Genomic DNA, 20630 nt, shown 5'->3' with positions numbered 1-20630 from the left:
TTTTGAATTGTATTACTAATATGAAGGAAAAGAAAATGAGTAATCTGAGTGAAGAAATAATAAACAGATATCTGACAGGACAATGTTCTGAAGAAGAGCTTATCGAGGTGAATGCCTGGATGAAGGAATCGGAAGAAAATGCTCGTCAGCTCTTTCGCATGGAAGAAATTTATCATCTCGGTAAATTCGACCAGTATGCTAATGAGCAGCGAATACTTCGTGCAGAAAAACAGCTTTATAAAAAGCTGGACGAGGAAAAAAGTAAACAGAAAATAGCACTAAACATGCAGCGTTGGATGAAATACGCTGCAATGATTGCTGTAATATTAGTAATTGGCGGCGGGGCCGGATATTGGCTTTATCAAAATGGAAACAACCAACAAATGATGGTTGCAGTGGCCAATGAAGGCATCGTTAAAGAAGTCATTTTACCGGATGGAACCAAAGTCTGGCTGAATAATTCGGCAACTTTAAAGTATCCGCGCGAATTTTCCGAAAAAGAGCGTAACGTTTATTTGGATGGAGAAGCTTACTTCGAGGTGACCAAAAACCGGCATAAGCCATTCACCGTACAGAGTGATGCGATGCGAGTACGTGTATTAGGAACGACATTTAACTTCAAATCTGATAAGAATTGCCGAATAGCAGAAGCGACATTGATTGAAGGTGAAATTGAAGTAAAAGGCAACAAAGAAGAAGGACAAATTATTCTCGCTCCCGGTCAACGCGCCGAATTAAACAAAAACAATGGCCGCCTGACCGTGAAGCAAGTGAATGCAAAACTGGATGCAGTTTGGCATGATAATCTGATTCCATTTCAACAAGCGGATATCTTTACAATCAGTAAGGCTTTGGAGCGTTTCTATGACGTGAAGATTATTTTGTCTCCCGATATTCAGGCAGACAAAACATATTCCGGTGTATTGAAGAGAAAGTCAAACATCGAATCAGTGTTGAAGTCATTGCAAAATTCCATACCTATTGATTATAAAATTGTCGGAAATAACATCTTTATTTCTCCGCAATAAGAAATTAAAGACAAACCTGATAAAACTTAAAAGCAATTAATACCATGAAACTAAGAACATTCCTAACAGTAGGATGTTTAGGAGGTTTATTCACACTTAGCTCCTGTACAGCCCCCACTAATGTAAAAGACTATAGTGCTTATGTCAACCCTTTCATCGGTACCGGTGGGCATGGACATACGTTCCCCGGAGCGATAGTTCCCCACGGCATGATTCAGCCCAGTCCGGACACCCGGATTGACGGTTGGGATGCCTGTTCAGGTTATTATTACGCAGATTCCACGATCAACGGTTTCTCACATACACACGTCAGCGGCACAGGCTGTTGCGACTACGGGGATGTGCTGTTGATGCCTACCGTTGGAAAACAGCAATATCTAACTACCGATCCCCAAAGCCAGACATTGGTCTATGCTTCTTCTTTCTCTCACGAGAATGAGGTAGCAGAACCTGGATATTATTCCGTTTTTTTGGATACTTATCAGGTAAAAGCTGAAATATCAGCAACTAAACGTGGTGCTATCCACCGCTATACTTTCCCCGAAAATTTGGAATCCGGTTTTATCATCGATTTAGATTACAGCCTGCAACGACAGACTAATTCGGAAATGGAAATCGAAGTAATCAGTGATACGGAAATCTGCGGACATAAGAAAACAACTTATTGGGCTTTCGACCAATATATTAATTTCTATGCCAAATTCTCTAAACCGTTCTCTTATACATTGATTACGGATTCTATTACCATGGACGACGGCAAACGACTTCCTGTCTGCAAAGCACTATTACATTTCGATACGAAGAAGAACGAACAAGTACTTGTGAAAGTAGGCGTTTCTGCTGTCGATATAGCAGGCGCACGCAAGAATGTAGAATCAGAAATTCCCGGATGGGATTTCGATAAAGTACGCAAAGACGCACGTCAGGCATGGAATCAATATCTGTCGAAAATAGATATTACAACTTCCGACAAGGAAGATAAAACCATCTTCTACTCCGCTCTTTACCATACGGGAATCAGCCCGAATCTGTTTAGCGATGCAGACGGACGTTATTTAGGGATGGATCTCGAAGTGCATCAGGGAGATACTGTCAATCCTGTGTATACAGTATTCTCATTGTGGGACACTTTCCGTGCATTACATCCGTTAATGACGATTATCGATCCCGATTTGAATAATCAATTTATCAATTCGCTGATAAAGAAGCACCAGGAAGGCGGAATATACCCGATGTGGGATTTAGCTTCCAACTATACTGGTACCATGATTGGTTACCATGCTGTCCCCGTCATAGTGGATGCTTACATGAAAGGATACCGTAACTTTGATGCAAAAGAAGCTTATAAAGCCTGTCTGCGTGCAGCCGAATATGATACCACTGGTATCAAATGTCCGGATCTGGTACTGCCTCATCTCATGCCGAAAGCGAAATATTATAAGAATGCTATTGGTTACATTCCCTGCGACCGTGAAAATGAATCCGTTGCAAAAGCCCTGGAATATGCGTATGACGACTGGTGTATTTCTATTTTCGCAGAAGCTATGAACGATTTTGAGTCCAAAGCCAAATACGAACGTTTTGCCAAAGCATATGAATTCTATTTCGACAAATCAACCCGCTTCATGCGTGGACTTGACTCAAAAGGAGAATGGCGCACCCCGTTCAATCCACGTGCATCGACTCATCGCAACGATGATTATTGTGAGGGAACAGCTTGGCAATGGACCTGGTTTGTACCTCACGATGTAGAAGGACTGGTCAACCTGATGGGTGGCGAGGATGCATTCGTTCAGAAACTCGATTCACTGTTTACGGTTGATTCATCACTCGAAGGCGAAACAACATCGTCAGATATCAGCGGACTTATCGGTCAATATGCACACGGCAACGAACCGAGCCACCATGTGATCCACCTGTACAATTACGTAAATCGTCCATGGAGAACCCAAGAATTAGTGGATAGTGTTTATCGTAGTCAGTATGCCAACAGTGTAGACGGGCTATCCGGTAATGAGGATTGCGGTCAGATGTCTGCATGGTACATACTCAACTCTATGGGATTCTATCAGGTATGTCCTGGAAAGCCAGTATATTCTATCGGGCGTCCTGCATTCGATAAAGCAGTGATCAATCTGCCCGGAGGTAAGACATTCAGTATTATAGCAAAGAACAACTCCAAAAAGAATAAATACATTGAAAGTATATCACTGAACGGCAAGTCTTTGGAAACTCCATTCTTCAACCATCAGGATATTGTAAACGGTGGAACAATGGAAATCAGGATGACTGACAAGCCTAATTATAAAACACATATACCATGAAAAGAATATTACTAATAGCTTGTGTGCTTGGTTGCACACTCTTTGCCAAAGCCAAAGACTGGACACAGTATGTCAACCCACTAATGGGTTCACAGTCTACCTTCGAGTTATCAACAGGTAATACTTATCCGGCCATTGCCCGCCCCTGGGGAATGAACTTCTGGACTCCCCAAACAGGGAAAATGGGTGACGGATGGCAATATACCTATACTGCTAATAAGATTCGTGGTTTCAAGCAGACGCATCAACCCAGTCCATGGATTAATGACTACGGACAGTTCTCTATCATGCCAATAGTTGGCAAACCAGTGTTTGATGAAGAAAAGCGTGCCAGTTGGTTTGCGCACAAAGGAGAGATTGCCACTCCTTATTATTATAAAGTATATCTTGCAGAACATGATGTAGTCACTGAAATGGCACCGACAGAACGTGCTGTTCTCTTCCGTTTCACTTTTCCTGAAAACGATCATTCTTATGTTGTTGTAGATGCCTTTGATAAAGGTTCCTACATCAAAATAATCCCTGAAGAAAACAAAATTATCGGTTATACCACTCGCAACAGCGGCGGAGTTCCCGAAAACTTCAAGAATTATTTTATCATTGAATTCGACAAACCTTTCACTTATAAAGCTACAGTAGCCAATGGTAATCTGCAAGAAAACATAGCCGAACAGACTACTGATCATGCCGGAGCTATTATTGGTTTCCAGACGCAGAAAGGCGAACAAGTACATGCCAGAATCGCTTCTTCTTTCATCAGCTTCGAACAGGCTGCCGCAAATATGAAAGAACTGGGTAAAGATAATATCGAGCAGGTAGCCAAGAAAGGGAAAGAAGCCTGGAATCAAGTTTTAGGTAAAATAGAAGTAGAAGGTGGCAATCTTGACCAATACCGCACATTCTATTCTTGTTTGTATCGTTCATTGCTTTTCCCGCGCAAGTTCTATGAACTGGATGCCAACGGAGAACCGATTCATTACAGCCCGTACAACGGTCAAGTCCTGCCGGGATATATGTACACCGACACTGGTTTTTGGGACACATTCCGTTGTCTCTTCCCATTATTGAACCTGATGTATCCTTCTGTCAACAAAGAAATGCAGGAAGGACTTATCAATACTTACAAGGAAAGTGGTTTCTTCCCCGAATGGGCAAGTCCCGGACACAGAGGATGTATGGTTGGTAACAATTCTGCCTCTGTCTTAGTAGATGCCTATATGAAAGGTGTAAAAGTAGACGATATAAAGATTTTGTATGAAGGCTTGCTTCACGGCACAGAAAATGTGCATCCAGAAGTCTCTTCCACAGGACGCCTGGGACACGAATACTACAACAAATTGGGCTATGTTCCTTATGATGTGAAAATCAACGAGAACGCCGCCCGGACACTGGAATATGCATACGACGACTGGTGTATCTATAAACTGGCCAAAGAACTGAAACGTCCGAAAAAGGAAATCAACCTCTTCGCCAAACGTGCCATGAACTACAAGAATCTTTTTGACAAAGAATCTAAATTGATGCGTGGCCGCAACGAAGACGGTACATTCCAATCTCCATTCTCTCCCCTGAAATGGGGTGATGCCTTCACTGAAGGAAATAGCTGGCACTACACCTGGTCTGTTTTCCATGATCCTCAAGGACTTATCGACCTGATGGGTGGAAAGGATGAATTTATCACTATGATGGATTCTGTCTTTGCCGTGCCTCCTATTTTTGACGACAGCTACTACGGACAAGTAATTCATGAGATTCGTGAAATGACGGTAATGAATATGGGCAACTATGCACATGGTAACCAACCCATCCAGCACATGATTTATCTGTACGACTATGCTGGCCAACCATGGAAAGCCCAATACTGGTTACGCCAGGTAATGGACAGGATGTACACTCCGGGGCCTGATGGTTATTGTGGTGACGAAGACAACGGACAAACTTCCGCCTGGTATGTATTCTCTGCCTTAGGCTTCTACCCTGTATGCCCGGGAACAGATGAATATATTGTAGGTGCCCCATTGTTCAAGAAAGCAACTCTTCATTTTGAGAATGGCAACAGTTTAATAATTGATGCTCCGAATAACAGCAAGAAGAATTTCTATATCAATTCCATGAATTTCAATGGAACCGATTATACCAAGAATTATCTTCGCCACGAAGATTTATTCAAGGGAGGTACTATTAAAGTAGACATGAGCAACAAGCCCAATCAAGATCGGGGTATAAAAGAAGAGGATATGCCTTATTCTTTCTCTAAGGAAAAATAATCTGGAGACACATAATGCTACCATTATGATACAGAATCTTTAAAAACATATCACTCATTTATTATATGTCATTTATCCCTTCACCCTTCACTTTGTTCATTAGTGTTAGAGGGTGAAGGGATGTTTTAGCCCATCCTTGACCCTAGTTTCTGTGTAATATATGCTTTTTCCTCCTTAGTATATGTAGCACTTTCACCCAAATCATACACAGTTCCATTATCCCCATAATATGAGGAAATATCTCCCATAATATGTGGGAAAAGCCAAAGAAGGCAATATCAAAATGAAAAAACATCAAGTTAGCTACCCAATGAAAGATAGGTAAAGAAAAGGTCTACACCCGCTAACACCGATAAACAGGGCGTTGTAAAAGGCAAAGACTATTCTCACCATATTTCCCTCGTCTGTAAATAGCGAAATAAAGGAGAGAAGATTCTGTTTAACTTTACAATACAGACGCTCTATATATAATAGAACTGTCCAATAAAAGAGTAAACTAGCATCTAAAAATCAGAATCATATTTTTTTCAAATTATTTTTCAAAAAATAGAATTTAGACTAAGTGTTTATTAAATTAACGTTGTTTTATTATCAAAGGCGGGAAATAGATAACCGTCTTTAATATAAACAAATTGTATAACCATTAAATTAAATGTATGGAAAGCAATCATTTAATTCGAAGAACGAAATTCGTTCGAGCTTTATTGATTCTTTTGTTTATGGTAGTTCCTGTACAATGGACTGTAGCACAGTTGACTTTATCAACTCCGCGCACAACATTAGGAACAGTCATCAAACAAATTCAGTCCCAATCCAAGTACCAATTCTTCTATAGCGACAAGCTATCTTCTATTGCTGTAGATGCATTGCAAGTAAAAGATGCCTCTTTGGAAAATGTATTGAGTGCTCTATTGAAAGGAAAAAACATCTCATACAAAGTAGAAGACAACATTGTTTATCTCTCTGACCGGGAAAGTGCTCAAGCAGCTCAACAACAGGTGGGTAAAGAACGCACCATCAGTGGAAATGTTGTGGACTCAAAAGGAGAACCTCTTATTGGTGTAAGTGTTTTGATTAAAGGAACCACAAGTGGTGGCATTACTGATTTCGACGGTAATTACAAAGTAACGACTAATGAGGTTAACCCAGTTATTGTGTTCTCCTATATTGGTTATAAGACTCAAGAGGTTTCTGTCAAAGGACAAACTAGTATCAACATTACTTTGCAAGAAGATACTCAAGTCATCGATGAAGTTGTCGTAACAGCTTTAGGTATTAAACGTTCTGAAAAAGCTTTGTCTTATAATGTACAGCAGGTTAATGCTGATGATATTACAAGAAACAAAGACGTAAACTTCGTAAACTCATTAAGTGGTAAGGTAGCTGGTGTAAACATCAATGCATCTTCGTCAGGTGTGGGTGGTGTTTCAAAAGTTGTGATGCGTGGTACAAAATCTATCATGCAATCTTCCAATGCACTTTATGTCATCGATGGTGTTCCTATGTATGCAGGAACCAATCAGGGTGGAACAGAATTCAGTTCAAAAGGTGCTACCGAACCAATTGCGGATGTCAATCCTGAAGATATCGAATCTATGTCAGTCCTGACTGGTGCGGCTGCAGCAGCTCTTTACGGTTCAGATGCGGCCAATGGTGCTATCATCATCACAACTAAGAAAGGAAAAGAAGGACGTATGAGTATCACTGTTAATAGCAACACAGAGTTCTCAAATACATTTGTCACTCCAAGCTTTCAGAACCGTTATGGTACAGGTAGTTCATTATCTTCCAATGACCAGATACATAGCTGGGGAAAATTACTGAACAGCGCCAATTCTTATGGGTTTGATCCTGTCAGTGATTACTTCCAGACGGGTATTACAGGAACAGAAAGTATCTCTTTCTCTACCGGAACTGATAAGAATCAGACCTATGCTTCTGCCGCTGCCGTTAATTCGAAAGGTATTGTGCCCAACAATAAATATGCACGTTACAACTTTACCTTCCGTAATACTACAACATTCTTAGATGATAAAATGACTTTGGATGTAGGTGCTACTTATGTTCTTCAGAAAGACCAGAACATGATTAACCAGGGTACTTATAACAACCCGGTTGTAGGCGCTTACTTATACCCACGCGGAAACGACTGGGAAGAAATAAAGATGTATGAACGTTATGATCAGACTCGTAAATTGAATACTCAATATTGGCCAGTCGGTGACGCAGGTATTGTAATGCAGAATCCTTACTGGATCAATTATCGTCAGTTACGCAATAATGACAAAGATCGTTATATGCTAAATGCCAGCCTGAACTATAAGATTCTGGATTGGTTAAGCTTAAGCGGACGTGTACGTCTAGACAACTCCATGAATACCTACACTGAAAAATATTATGCCGGTACCAATACGCAGATGACAGAACAGTCAAACCGCGGTTTGTATACCAACGCTACTTCTAAAGACAAGCAATTATACGCAGACTTCCTGGTTAATATCAACAAGACATTTGGTGAACTTTGGAGCTTGCAGGCAAATATCGGTGGTTCATTTACAGATATGCGTTCTGACGTAATGGAAATCCGTGGTCCTATTGCCGATGGTTCTGCTGCGTTCGAAGGAGAAACTCCGGGATTGGCTAACGAATTTAATATCCAGAACTTAAGTGCAAAGAAAACTTCACGAATGCAGACCGGATGGCGCGAACAGACACAGTCACTCTTTGCTTCTGCCGAATTGGGCTATAAGAGTACTTATTATCTGACTCTTACCGGACGTAACGACTGGCCTTCACAATTGGCAGGTCCTAATTCTAAAAGTAAATCGTTCTTCTATCCTTCAGTTGGTGCATCTGTTGTTCTATCGGAATTAATGCCTAACTTGAATCGTAATTATCTTTCATACATGAAACTACGTGCATCTTTTGCATCAGTTGGTACTGCATTTGAAAGATATATTGCCAATCCACGCTACGAATGGAACTCAAGTACAGGACAGTGGAGTAATACGACTCAATATCCTGTATATAACCTGAAACCAGAACGTACCCAATCATGGGAAGTAGGTTTAACAATGCGCTTCCTGAATAACTTCAATCTGGATGTGACTTACTACAACACGATTACAAAGAACCAGACTTTCAATCCTCAATTAGGAGTATCCGGTTATTCTGCTTTGTATATTCAGACTGGTGCTGTGCGCAATCAAGGTGTTGAGTTGTCTTTGGGATATGATAAGACGTGGAATAAGTTCAACTGGAACAGCAACTTTACATTCTCTACTAACCAGAATAAGATACTGGAACTTGCTGACAATGCAATTAACCCAGCAACAGGAGAATCATTCTCTATCAATACTCTGAATATGGGTGGATTGGGTTCTGCACGTTTCTTACTGAAAGAAGGCGGTTCAATGGGTGATGTATACTCCAACCGTGACCTGAAACGTGATGCAAACGGTAACATTTATGTAGACGCTAATGGTCAGTTATCAACTGAAACGATCTCTAACATGGATGACTATATCAAACTAGGCAGTGTGCTTCCTAAAGCTAACATGGCATGGCGTAATGATTTCTCATGGAACAACTTCCGTTTTGGATTCATGATCTCTGCACGTCTTGGTGGCATCGTATTCTCTCGTACTCAAGCAATGCTCGATGAATTTGGTGTATCAGAAGCTACTGCTGAAGCACGCGATCGTGGATACATTCAGATTAACGGAGGTGACAAGATCAATCCAGAAAATTGGTATCGCACCATCGGTAGTGGTGATGCAGTTGCTCAATACTATACTTATTCAGCAACTAACATACGCTTGCAAGAAGCTTCTATCGGATACACATTTTCACGCAAAATGTTAGGCAACGTGTGTGATTTGACAGTCTCTCTGGTCGGACGTAACTTGTGGATGCTTTATAGCAAAGCTCCATTCGATCCGGAAAGTGTAGCTTCTACTAATAACTTCTATCAGGGTATCGACTACTTTATGATGCCTTCTACTCGTAACATTGGTTGCAGTGTAACCCTCAAATTTTAAACGTAAACGCTATGAGAAGTATAATTAATAAATTTATATTAGGCACGTTAACAGTAGCCAGTGTATCTTGTACTGGCAACTATATGGATATAAACTCTAATCCATATCAACCGGGCGACTTAAGTGCTGATGACTATGCATTAGGTTCTGCCATGAACAACCTGGCTAGTTGTGTAGTATCATCGGATGTAAATACCGCACAGTTCACTGACTGTTTGCTGGGAGGACCAATGGGAGGATATTTTGCAGATAGCAACTCTTCATGGAATAATACAATAGCCAACTATAATGCAACGGATAATTGGACTAATGTATTCTTGAAGTCCGACCGCATTATCCCCATTCTATTCACTAATTTAACAGCAGTGGAAACGATAGCGCGTAATTCAGGAAATGAAGTACCTCTGGCTATAGCTAAAATCATCAAAGTAGCTGCAATGAGTCGTGTGACTGACACTTATGGTCCTATTCCATATTCACAGATTGGAAAAGACGGTTCGGTTACCACACCTTATGATTCTCAAGAGGTTGTTTACGATGCTTTCTTCCAAGAACTAAGTGAAGCCGTAAAAACTTTGCAGGCTAACCCTGAAGCTTCGCTAACAGCTACCGCTGACTATGTATATAGCGGTAATCTTACAAAATGGATTAAGTTTGCTAACTCACTGAAACTTCGTTTAGCTATGCGTATTGTTTATGCTAATGAAACAAAAGCACGACAATGGGCAGAGGATGCTGTAAAAGCTGATAATGGAGGCGTAATTGAAGCCAACGCAGACAATGCACAGTGGAACTATTTTGGAACCGTAACCAACCCGCTTTATACAGCAACCCGTTACAATGCCGCAGCCGACACAGAAACCGGTGGTGACACACATGCTGCTGCTGATATTATCTGTTATATGAATGCTTATAGCGACCCACGTCTGAAAGCATATTTTGTAAAATCTGAATGGGGCGGCGACAATGAATATGTGGGTATCCGTCGTGGAATTGACTTATCTACAATTTCCAATATTGCTCGTAAATATTCAGGAGTCAAAGTAGCACAAAGTGATCCTATTTATTGGATGAATGCAGCTGAAGTGGCTTTCCTTCGTGCTGAAGCTGTGGGAGTATTTGGCTTCACAAACGTCGGTAGCGATGCAAAGACACTCTACGAAAAAGGAGTTGCTCTCTCATTTGAACAATGGGGTGCAGGTAGCGCTGATGGTTATTTTACTTCTAACAATCAAGATAAAAAACTTTCTTACACTGACCCTTCAGGTGCCAATAGCTACGGACAAACAGATAAATTTATAGCTATCGCTGCAAAATGGGATGCAAGTGCTTCCAAAGAACAAATGCAACAACGCATTATCACTCAAAAATGGATTGCTAACTGGATGTTGGGTAATGAAGCATGGGCTGATTTCCGTCGTACCGGCTATCCATACTTAATGCCAGCTACAGAATCTGGAAATAAAAGTGGTGGTGTCATTTCGAACTTAGAAGCTGGTGCACGCCGTATGCCATATCCGACGGACGAATTTATCAGTAATAAGGAAAATGTGGAATATGCAGTTGCTAATCTTCTGAAAGGTGCCAATACTTATGCTACTCGCATTTGGTGGGACTGTAAATCCAAAGCAAACTAATTAACTAACATTTAAAGTATTGACAACTTATGAAAAATATAATAAGACCTATTATCGGTTTATTCATTTTAAGTAGTCTGGCTTGCGTTTCATGCACTGATGTAGAAAGTTTGGATATCACTCGTCCTACTGCACAAGAACAGAATCCCGAAGCCTATGCTAAATATTTGAGCAATCTACGCGAATATAAAAGTACCGAACATAAAGTAGTATATGCTTGGTTTGACAACAGTACTAAAACGCCTGCTAGCCCGGCACACCATATTACAAATATACCTGATAGTGTAGATGTTATTTCAATGTTAACTCCCACACTAGCTGATTTTGAGAAAACAGACATCGAGACAGTCCACCAAAAAGGGACAAAAGTAGTTTACACTATTAGCTACGATGACATCAAAGCAGCTTATGACGAATTGCAAACAGCAGAGGAAGAAAATGGTGGAACATCAACTTTGGAGGCTTTCGATATTTATCTGAAAAGTGAAATTGAAAAGTTGCTGACTCACGCTTCATCTTATGATGGTTTAATCGCCAAATATATAGGCCAAAACCCAGAGTTCATGGCAGATGATGTCAAAGCCGAATATAAGAAATATCAAGATGTATTCTTAACCACTATCAAATCATGGAAAGATGCTAACAAAGAAAAGATGCTTGTCTGGATGGGGAAACCACAGAATTTGATTACCCGTACTATTTTAACTGACTGTAAAAACATCATTCTTGACACTGAAGGCGTAAATGATACCAATCAACTTCGTTTGTCAGTAACAAAAGCATTAGTAGAAAATGTGCCATCAAATAATCTAATATTTGCAGTATCAACTACCGCTGCTGATACTTCAAATAAGGAAACAGGTTATTGGGGAACAGGAGACACGGCTTTACGTGCACTGAGTGAAGTAGCATATTGGGTAACTATTGACGATACTCATGCATATACTAAAGCAGGTATCGCTATTTACAATGTACAGAATGATTATTATGCTACTGGTGGTACTCATACTTATGTAAGAGAAGCTATTAACATTATGAATCCATCGCCTATTAAATAAATAGAATTATGAAACTAAAAAATATTTATCTTGTTTCTTTTGCTCTGCTCGCAGGAAATTTAATTTCCAGCTGTGCTGATGACATTGAGAATTTTGATAATCAACTCTTTATGACAGCCAAAACTCCCGAAAGTGTATTGGTTATGTCTACCTCACCTGATGAAGAAAGAAGCTTTACTTTGTCGATAGCTAAACCAGAATCACAGGATGTCACTTTCACGATGCGCGTAGCTCCAGAGTTGGTTTCTGTATACGAATTACAAAATTATACCAGCAATGTTGAAATGCTTCCCGAAGCGCATTACGAATTAGCTGATGCTAATGGGAAGATTCTTGCTGGAAGTTTGAATTCTGATCCTATAACTGTTAAGTTCAAAGATATCAAAGGTTTGGATGTGAAGAAAGTATATGTATTGCCACTTACTATAGGTAATTCCAATATTGGAATTCTTGCATCCGCCAATACATATTACTATGTATTCAAAGAAGGACATTTAGTGAACTTAGCTGCTAATATTAAGGAAAATGCTATTTGCATTGACAAATGGGCAACTCCTGACCTACTAAAAAACATGCATACGTTAACAGCCGAAGCACTAATCTGCATACATAGTTTGACTAATACCGTCAATACACTTATGGGAATTGAAGGACATTTCCTTCTTCGTTTTGGTGATGCAAACCTTGATCCGACGACTTTAGAAATCGCATGTGCAAATAACAAGCGAGTTCCAACCCCAATCAAAGTAGGTGAATGGGTACATGTAGCCGTTACTTTTAATAGTGATGAAGGCACAATTAAAGTTTATTATGATGGTCAGCAAGTAGGTAATTTCACCAATGTTGGACAAGGCCCAGTAGACTGGAGCCCTGAATTCTCTAATGACAATGATGGTAAACCACGTAGTTTCTGGGTTGGACATTCATATGACAATGGACGTTGGTTAGATGCTGATATTGCCGAAATCCGTATTTGGAACAGAGAATTGGATGAAACAGAAATACAAGAGCCTAACCATTTCTATCAAGTAGATCCTGCATCAGACGGTTTGGTCGTTTACTGGAAGCTAGATGAAAGAAGTGACGAAATCAAAGACGCCACTTCCAATGGAAATAATGGTAAAGCTTATAAAGCAATGGAATGGGTTGAAGCATCTCTTCCTGCAAATAACTAATGAACACCTTAAAAATAATTAGTGATTTATTATGAAACATCTATTTAATATACGACTGGCTTCAATGGCCGTAGCTCTCGCTTTTGCGGGAGCTACCTTCACAGCCTGTGAAGATGATATTGAAATAACGAATAGCACTTCCAATCCTTGGGGAGAACTAGACGGTACATTTGGTAGCGTTCGCTCAGCTGCCGGGGCAAAAATGGGAACAACTCTGACTCTAAGAAACAATGAGGATGCTACAGGATACGTTTATTTTGAATTGAGTAAAGTATCAGATCAAGATACTAAAGTTACTTTCAAAATAGACAACAGTGCATTAAGTACATACAATGCTGCAAATGGCACTAGCTATGAAATGTATCCAAATGTAACATTGGAAAACGAAGGTAAGACGACAATTACAGCAGGGAAAAGGAAATCAGAGCTACTGGCTGTAAATGTCCCAGCAGGAAAAACGGGTAACAATTATGCTGTTGCCATCACAGCTACAGCTGATAATGGCACAACTATAGCATCCAACAATGCCTCATACGTTTATTTGATAAAGTCTATCCAAATCCCGTCATATACACCCAGAGACATTAAAAACATAGTATATGTTGAGGTGAACAATGAGAATCCACTAAATGCAGGTGAATATACTATTGGTGACGAAAAAGCTCCTTTCTTTGACATTGTAAGCATTTTTGCAGCTAACATCAACTTGGATAAAGAAGGAAGCCCTTATATATCTTGTAATGAGCAAACGACTTTTGTGCTTCATAATGCAGATAGAATAATCCGTCCGCTACAAGAAAAGGGAATAAAAGTTCACTTATCTATCTTAGGAAACCATGATGATGCCGGAATGAGAAGTTTGTCCGATGAAGGTGCGAAAGTTTTTGCAAAAGAGCTAAAAGCTTATGCTGATATTTATGGATTAGATGGTTTTGACTTCGATGACGAATATTCTTCTTATGACAAAGGTGCTTATCAAGGGAGTTCAAAGGCAGTTGTTAATAACGCAAGCCAATGTACTCAAGAACGTTATGCCAACCTAATATATGAATATCGCCAACTTATGCCGAAAGAAAGTAATATTTCATTTGGTATCTATTGGTATAGAACTTCTGATTACCCAAAAGGAGATATCAATGGAGTATCTGCAGCAGATATGGTAGATTATACAGTGTTTGGTTCATACGGTTCATTTAGAGCATTATCCGGCTTTTCCAATAAGATACAAGCCCCATATGCTATTACACTAGCAGGAGCTAGCACAAGCGATGGAAGCCCAATTGGAATTAGATCCAACTCAACTTATTTGAATAATGTAAAAAACAATGGTTATGGAATGTTTGCATTCTACAATCTAAATAATAGTAGAAGCGTGACAAGGGTATTCAATGAGATGTCTAATATTATTTATGGGCAACCTGTTGAATGGAACGGTAAATATTATGAAAGAACTGAATTTGTAGCAAAAACAGGTAAAAGCACCAACTATGAAGATTATTTAGGTACATGGACTGTTACAGCCAGCAAATCATTATATTGGAATGGCTCATCTTGGGCGCAGGGAGACAATGAATCATTTATCATCAACATCATAGAAAAAGAAAATGGTAAATCATACAATGTATATGGTTGGGATGGCAGAGAAGAAACTCAAAAATATCCTTTTGAATTAACTTATGATAATGGTATGATAAAAATTGCATCACAGCAAACTATTCATACTCCAGATACAGATGATGGGAATGAATGGGTCATGTCATTTGCCAGTGGCAGTACCAAAGCTAATTGGAACGCAACTACTACATCAAGAGACAATGCATTTAATGGTGAAATGGCACCTAATGGTACTTTAATGTTATTGGATTATTCATCAATGACTGCTAGTAAAAACGCAAATAAATATGCATTCAGTTTATTTAAAAAGGATGGTACTACATATCAAGCTGCAATAAAAGCAGAAAATGAACGTTTAGCCGGCTGGTATATACTTTCCAGATAATAAAAAATAATGAGAGTGCCTATAATAGACACTCTCATTATTTTTTTATATTAGCCGAGGTTCTTCCTCATCGGTACCAGACTTTATTACTGCAAAAACACTTAAATCATTCCACCTGCTCTTTCGGATAATTCACCAAATACAATGTTTTTGTCGCACGAGTAAACGCTGTATACAACCATCGGAAATAATCCGGAGTCAAATACTCATCCGTCATATACCCCTGATCTAAAAACACATTCTGCCACTGCCCACCTTGCGCTTTATGACAAGTTATTGCGTATGCATATTTCACTTGCAATGCATTATAATGCGGATCGGCTTTCATCTTTTTCATCCGATCTCTTTTAATTGGAATATCTATATAGTCCTCAAGTACTGTATAAAATAATCGGTCATTATCCTCTTTTGGCAATGCAGGTGAATCCGAATGTAGAGTATCCAATAATAGATTTGCATCCAATTCAAAATCATTCTGGTCAGGAAAACGGAGAGTAACTTCCGCAAAACGAAAGCCATATATGTCACGAGTTCGACGAACACGCCGGACAATTGCAATTTCGCCATTCGCTATAAAATCCATCTCCTTATATTTCTCCGTCCAATAGTAATTATTTTTGGCTATCATCAACATATCTCCTGTATTCAATTCATCTTCACGCCAAAGAATTTGAGCACGTATTCCATTGTTATATAGGTTTGCACGTTTATTGGAACGACAGACAACAATCGTCTCATCCATACCATCATGATCGTAACAATTAGTCAGTTCCTCTATCAGTTCAGTTCCCGGCACCAGTTTAATATCAGGAAAGCCTGCTATTTTTATCTTAGGCAAAGAATAACAATCATCCGCTGCTATCAATTGCCTCAACTGTGTGGCATTCCATAATATCCCGGATTCTTGCACCTGACGAACTACTTGAGTAAGATCAATCTCACGTACTTCAAGTCCATACCCCTTCAATGCATCGGAAAAAAGTGCCGGGCTTAACTCCTCTCCTACTGGAGGAAGCTGCGCGGTATCCCCCATTAACAAGAGACGACACCCCTGTCCTGAATAAACAAATTGTACCAAATCATCCAATAAACGACCAGTTCCAAACACACTCCCCGACAGTCCTTCGTTTGAAATCATGGAAGCCTCATCAACGATGAATAAAGTATTTGTAGCCAGATTGTCATTAATTGAAAAATTACTAAGCTCATTCGAAAAAGACTGTTGCCTATATATTTTTTTATGAATAGTGAAAGCCGGATGTCCTGCATACGCTGAAAAGACCTTTGCCGCACGTCCTGTAGGAGCCAACAATACAGATTTCTGCTGCAACTGATCCATGGTTTTCACCAATGCCCCTACCAATGACGTTTTACCGGTACCAGCATAACCTCTTAAGATAAAGACTTCATCCGCCAGTGTGGACAGCAGAAACTCTGAAAGAGATTTTACAGCAATTTCCTGCTCTAAAGTTGGCTGATAAGGAAAATTTTCCTTAATTTGCCTTTCTAAATAGTTATTTATCATTTTTGTACGAGAAAAAAGTTCGAGGAACTATCGTATTTAAATTTATTTATTCTATTTTTGCGATGCGAATATAACAACTAAAAACATAATTTATCATGAAAACAGTATTTAATATTGTATTGGTGCTTTGTGCTGCTGCACTGATTTACATCTGCTACACCAGCATTATGGGTCCTATCAATTTTGAAAACGCTAAAAAAGACAGAGAAAAAGCAGTCATTGCCCGTTTGATCGACATCCGTAAGGCACAGCAGGAATACCGTACGCTGCACCGCGGAATGTATACAGACAAATTTGACACATTGATCGACTTCGTTAAAAATCAAAAATTGCCGTTCGTTATGAAGATGGGAATGTTGACCGACAAACAATTGGAAGACGGACTGACTGAAAAGAAAGCTATGGCTATCATCGAAAAAGCAAAGAAGACAGGCAAATATGATGAAGTTAAGAAATGGGGACTTGAAAACTTCAAACGTGACACTATGTGGGTAGCTGTTATGGATACTATTTTCCCGAAAGGATTCAACCCGGATTCTATGAAATACATCCCTTACGGAGGTGGTGCTCAATTCGAAATGAATGTAAGAAACGATACTGCTAAATCCGGTGCTCCTGTATTCTTATTTGAAGTAAAAGCTCCGTATGATACTTATTTGAGCGGACTTGACAAACAAGAGATTATTAATTTAAAAGATGTTCAGAGCAAATTGGGTAGATACTGCGGTTTGATGGTAGGTTCTATCGATACTCCGAACAATGGTGCTGGTAACTGGGAATAATGATTGATTTTACTAAATCAAAACAATATACTTTATCCATCCGTCTTAGTACGGATGGATTTTCTTTTTCTATCTATAACCCGATTCATGACGATTCGCTTTCAATCATAGAGAAAGAGATAGATGCATCTCTATCCCTAACAGCAAATCTAAAGGCAGTCTTCCACGAATCGGACTTCCTCAATCATCCTTACAAACGGGTAAACATTATGATGGCAAGCAAACGTTTTACAATCGTGCCATTAGACTTGTTTGAAGAGGAACAGGCGGAACTTCTATTTTATCACAATCATCAGAAAAGAGAAAACGAAACGGTACTCTACAATATTCTAAGAAAGAATAATGTAGCTGTCATTTTCGGTATAGACAAAAGTGCACAGATCTTTTTGAATGAACAATATCCCGAAGCTCGCTTTTATTCTCAATCTACTCCGTTTATCGATTATTTTTCTGTAAAAAGCAGATTAGGAAACAGTAAGAAGATGTATGCTTCTGTACGCAAAGACGGTATTGACATTTATTGCTTTGAACGAGGTCATCTACTTCTGGCCAATTCTTTTGAATGCACGCATACAGAAGACCGTATTTACTATTTGTTGTACGCTTGGAAGCAACTGGAATTTGATCAGGAACGGGATGAGCTACACCTAACTGGAACGCTTTCCGAGAAAGAAGTTTTAATGAGCGAACTAAAAAAGTTTATCCTACAGGTATTCATCATGAATCCTGCAACTAATATTGACATGCAAGCCTTATTAACATGCGAGTAATCAGCGGTATTTACAAACGAAGAAGATTCGACGTGCCCCGAACATTTAAAGCACGTCCTACAACAGATTTCGCCAAAGAAAATCTGTTCAATGTACTCAATAACTACATCGATTTTGAAGAAGGAGTCACGGCTCTTGACTTGTTTGCCGGAACCGGAAGTATTAGTATCGAACTGGTATCCCGCGGATGTGATCGGGTTATTAGCGTTGAGAAAGAGCCTGCGCATCACTCGTTCATCTGCAAAATCATGAAAGAGGTGCAAACAGATAAGTGTCTACCAATACGCGGAGATGTATTTAAATTTATCAAGAATGGTCGCGAACAGTTTGACTTCATCTTTGCCGATCCTCCTTATGCATTAAAAGAATTGGAAACAATACCCGAATTAATCTTCCAGAACGATCTTCTCAAAGAAGGAGGGTTATTGGTACTGGAGCACGGAAAAGATAATAACTTCGAGGAAAATCCACATTTCATAGAGAGAAGAGTGTATGGAAGTGTAAACTTCTCACTGTTCAGATAAGTTCTCCAATCAATCTTATCACTATTAAAGTAACGGAGCCAATAAACGCACGATAGACTCCGCAGCTTTTTGTCTCCACGAACGTCTGATCCAATTCTTTAAAAAGATTTGTGTACTTTCTCGTTGGTCTTGAAGAAATATTTCTTTCATTTCAAGGGCTGTTTCTACGTCATACATAAAGGCATTCACTTCAAAGTTATGCTCAAAGCTACGAAAGTCGACATTGGTAGATCCTACTGTGGAAAGCATATCATCTGAAACCATAAGTTTAGAATGCAAAAAGCCCTTCTTATAAAAATAGACTTTAACACCTGCCTGCATCACATCCGCCAAATAGGAACGCGATCCAAGATGAGTAATCCAATTATCAGCACGTTCCGGCAGCATTAAGCGCACATCTACCCCAGACAATGCAGCTGTTTGCATAGCAGCTAATATTTGCTCTGTAGGTAAGAAATAAGGGGTTTGCATATAGAAATATTTCTTTGCACTGGTAATGGCAACCGTCAAGCCCTGCATGATTTCTTTCCATGGTCCGATAGGTTCACTCGTGACAATTTGCGCTAAAGAGTTTCCACAAGAATCAATCTTTGGAAAATAACGGGAAGCAGTTATCAGGGTGCGATCTACAAAATACCAATCGAGCAGGAAAGCCGTTTGCAAACCGTGCACAGCCTTACCTTCCAGCATGATATGCGTATCACGCCAAATTCCCCAGGAGAAACCACGCATATAGCGTTCTGCCAGATTCATTCCCCCAACGAACCCCACACGCCCGTCAATGACAACAATCTTTCTATGGTTCCGGTAATTCACTCTACTGGTAAATAAGGGAAAACGTACCTTTAAAAAGCTTCTGACCTCAATGCCGGCATTACGCATTTCTTCGAAAAAGCGGTTAGGCACATGCCAGCAACCTACATCATCATAGATCACCCGTACTTCAACTCCTTGAGAAGCCTTTTCGATCAGTACGTCTCTGACCAGACGCCCAATAGCATCATCCTCAAAGATGTAATATTCCATGTGGATATGCTGCTTCGCTTTTTGTAGCTCACGCAATAATGATTGGAGTTTGGTATATCCTTCCGTATAGATTGCCACACGATTTCCCTCAAATGGAAATGCCTGATTCGTTTGCTGGAAAAGTTGAATAAGACGGGAGTATTCATAAGGAACATCAGAACAATCCTGTGCCAGATATTCGGCCATTGGTTTCTTTAATAGGCGGTCATAGCTTTTTTGCCCGATGATGCGTTCACGACGTTGGCTCCGGCCAAAGAAAAAATAAAAGACAAGCCCGACAATAGGTAAGAAAAGTAATATGAGTATCCATGCCATAGTTTTAACCGGATTCCGGTTGTCAAGAATGATAATGACAATCGTACCGATAATGGCTCCAAAATAAAGAATATCAAAAGCTACTGTTGCTATCTGGCTAAGCATATAGTTCCAATCAATCATAGGAATCTCCTTTCATACAGATACTGAACAACAAATA

The 20630-nt window shown here is 39.7% G+C and carries 13 protein-coding genes; 11 read left to right on the top strand and 2 right to left on the bottom strand.

The window, feature by feature from the left end:
* Positions 1–20 precede the first annotated feature (20 nt).
* The 8 genes from NQ505_RS10215 to NQ505_RS10180 all read left to right on the top strand — a co-directional run bounded on the left by NQ505_RS10215 (position 21) and on the right by NQ505_RS10180 (position 15528).
* Positions 21–1028, top strand: coding sequence for a FecR family protein (locus NQ505_RS10215; protein WP_032853793.1), 1008 nt, complete (start codon positions 21–23; stop codon positions 1026–1028).
* Positions 1029–1072: 44 nt separating this feature from the next.
* Positions 1073–3352, top strand: a complete 2280-nt coding sequence (locus NQ505_RS10210) for a GH92 family glycosyl hydrolase (RefSeq protein WP_009000342.1) — start codon at positions 1073–1075, stop codon at positions 3350–3352.
* Positions 3349–5619: a GH92 family glycosyl hydrolase gene (locus NQ505_RS10205; RefSeq protein WP_009000341.1), complete on the top strand. Its 2271-nt coding sequence runs from the start codon at positions 3349–3351 to the stop codon at positions 5617–5619. Before NQ505_RS10210 ends, NQ505_RS10205 begins: the two co-directional genes overlap by 4 nt.
* A 656-nt stretch (positions 5620–6275) precedes the next feature.
* On the top strand, positions 6276–9659 hold the full coding sequence (locus NQ505_RS10200; protein WP_009000340.1) for a TonB-dependent receptor: 3384 nt from the start codon (positions 6276–6278) through the stop codon (positions 9657–9659).
* A gap of 11 nt (positions 9660–9670) precedes the next feature.
* Positions 9671–11296 carry a SusD/RagB family nutrient-binding outer membrane lipoprotein gene (locus tag NQ505_RS10195; RefSeq protein ID WP_009000339.1) on the top strand — a complete coding sequence of 542 codons (1626 nt, stop codon included), beginning with the start codon at positions 9671–9673 and terminating at the stop codon, positions 11294–11296.
* Positions 11297–11325: 29 nt separating this feature from the next.
* Positions 11326–12354 (top strand): glycoside hydrolase family 18, encoded by a 1029-nt coding sequence (locus NQ505_RS10190; protein WP_009000338.1) that lies wholly within the window; start codon positions 11326–11328, stop codon positions 12352–12354.
* Positions 12355–12362: 8 nt separating this feature from the next.
* Positions 12363–13529: a DUF1735 and LamG domain-containing protein gene (locus NQ505_RS10185; protein ID WP_009000337.1), complete on the top strand. Its 1167-nt coding sequence runs from the start codon at positions 12363–12365 to the stop codon at positions 13527–13529.
* A 31-nt stretch (positions 13530–13560) separates the two neighbouring features.
* Complete coding sequence (locus NQ505_RS10180; protein WP_009000336.1) at positions 13561–15528, top strand: BT_3987 domain-containing protein; 1968 nt, start codon at positions 13561–13563, stop codon at positions 15526–15528.
* 106 nt (positions 15529–15634) lie between these two features.
* Here the strand turns inward: NQ505_RS10180 and NQ505_RS10175 are convergent, their stop codons facing one another.
* Positions 15635–17053, bottom strand: a complete 1419-nt coding sequence (locus tag NQ505_RS10175; RefSeq protein WP_009000335.1) for an ATP-dependent RecD-like DNA helicase — start codon at positions 17051–17053, stop codon at positions 15635–15637.
* Between the two features lie 95 nt (positions 17054–17148).
* Here NQ505_RS10175 and NQ505_RS10170 point away from each other — a divergent pair, with 95 nt between their 5' ends.
* From NQ505_RS10170 to NQ505_RS10160, 3 genes are read left to right on the top strand one after another with little or no spacing between them, the layout of a single operon-like run.
* Positions 17149–17835, top strand: a complete 687-nt coding sequence (locus NQ505_RS10170; RefSeq protein ID WP_009000334.1) for a hypothetical protein — start codon at positions 17149–17151, stop codon at positions 17833–17835.
* Positions 17835–18605 (top strand): DUF3822 family protein, encoded by a 771-nt coding sequence (locus NQ505_RS10165; RefSeq protein ID WP_009000333.1) that lies wholly within the window; start codon positions 17835–17837, stop codon positions 18603–18605. Before NQ505_RS10170 ends, NQ505_RS10165 begins: the two co-directional genes overlap by 1 nt.
* Positions 18596–19129: an RsmD family RNA methyltransferase gene (locus NQ505_RS10160; protein WP_009000332.1), complete on the top strand. Its 534-nt coding sequence runs from the start codon at positions 18596–18598 to the stop codon at positions 19127–19129. Before NQ505_RS10165 ends, NQ505_RS10160 begins: the two co-directional genes overlap by 10 nt.
* A 24-nt stretch (positions 19130–19153) precedes the next feature.
* Here the strand turns inward: NQ505_RS10160 and cls are convergent, their stop codons facing one another.
* On the bottom strand, positions 19154–20593 hold the full coding sequence (cls, locus tag NQ505_RS10155) for a cardiolipin synthase (protein WP_009000331.1): 1440 nt from the start codon (positions 20591–20593) through the stop codon (positions 19154–19156).
* Between the last annotated feature and the right edge of the window lie 37 nt (positions 20594–20630).

The organism is Bacteroides sp. D2 (assembly GCF_025147085.1).
GTDB lineage: Bacteria > Bacteroidota > Bacteroidia > Bacteroidales > Bacteroidaceae > Bacteroides.
Note: the sequence above shows the minus strand (reverse complement) of the source record. Positions and strands in the feature narration are given on the sequence as shown.

Excerpts from the sequence above, each read along its gene's own strand:
- NQ505_RS10215 (WP_032853793.1), top strand. The coding sequence starts at position 21 with ATGAAGGAAAAGAAAATGAGTAATCTGAGTGAAGAAATAATAAACAGA.
- NQ505_RS10210 (WP_009000342.1), top strand. The coding sequence starts at position 1,073 with ATGAAACTAAGAACATTCCTAACAGTAGGATGTTTAGGAGGTTTATTC.
- NQ505_RS10205 (WP_009000341.1), top strand. The coding sequence starts at position 3,349 with ATGAAAAGAATATTACTAATAGCTTGTGTGCTTGGTTGCACACTCTTT.
- NQ505_RS10200 (WP_009000340.1), top strand. The coding sequence starts at position 6,276 with ATGGAAAGCAATCATTTAATTCGAAGAACGAAATTCGTTCGAGCTTTA.
- NQ505_RS10195 (WP_009000339.1), top strand. The coding sequence starts at position 9,671 with ATGAGAAGTATAATTAATAAATTTATATTAGGCACGTTAACAGTAGCC.
- NQ505_RS10190 (WP_009000338.1), top strand. The coding sequence starts at position 11,326 with ATGAAAAATATAATAAGACCTATTATCGGTTTATTCATTTTAAGTAGT.
- NQ505_RS10185 (WP_009000337.1), top strand. The coding sequence starts at position 12,363 with ATGAAACTAAAAAATATTTATCTTGTTTCTTTTGCTCTGCTCGCAGGA.
- NQ505_RS10180 (WP_009000336.1), top strand. The coding sequence starts at position 13,561 with ATGAAACATCTATTTAATATACGACTGGCTTCAATGGCCGTAGCTCTC.
- NQ505_RS10175 (WP_009000335.1), bottom strand. The coding sequence starts at position 17,053 with ATGATAAATAACTATTTAGAAAGGCAAATTAAGGAAAATTTTCCTTAT.
- NQ505_RS10170 (WP_009000334.1), top strand. The coding sequence starts at position 17,149 with ATGAAAACAGTATTTAATATTGTATTGGTGCTTTGTGCTGCTGCACTG.
- NQ505_RS10165 (WP_009000333.1), top strand. The coding sequence starts at position 17,835 with ATGATTGATTTTACTAAATCAAAACAATATACTTTATCCATCCGTCTT.
- NQ505_RS10160 (WP_009000332.1), top strand. The coding sequence starts at position 18,596 with ATGCGAGTAATCAGCGGTATTTACAAACGAAGAAGATTCGACGTGCCC.
- cls (WP_009000331.1), bottom strand. The coding sequence starts at position 20,593 with ATGATTGATTGGAACTATATGCTTAGCCAGATAGCAACAGTAGCTTTT.